Annotated in this window: 1 protein-coding gene; it reads right to left on the bottom strand. The window is 42.4% G+C overall.

What is annotated here, in order from left to right; all coding sequences use genetic code 11:
- A partial coding sequence (locus tag M3627_RS20645; RefSeq protein ID WP_251557302.1) for a transposase occupies positions 1 to 255 on the bottom strand: 255 nt, incomplete at both ends.

Genomic DNA, 255 nt, shown 5'->3' on the forward strand with positions numbered 1-255 from the left:
CCAATGTTCCTCCCAAGAACCAATAACCTTCGGATATTTATCTTTCCATGATGCCTTTACTTGTCCAACCTCAAGTTCAGCTTGCTCCAAAGTAGAAGCCTTGTATACCTTCTTTAAATCGGTCATAAACGGGTTTCGTTCCCTTGAAGGCACATACTTCATGGTATTTCGTAATTGATGGATCACACACAACTGAATATGCGTCTTTGGAAAGGTGCTCTGGATCGCTTCTGTAAAGCCAGAAAGTCCGTCCTT

Origin of the sequence: Psychrobacillus sp. MER TA 171 (assembly GCF_023713305.1) — a bacterium.
In the GTDB taxonomy this organism is placed as follows: Bacteria; Bacillota; Bacilli; order Bacillales_A; family Planococcaceae; genus Psychrobacillus.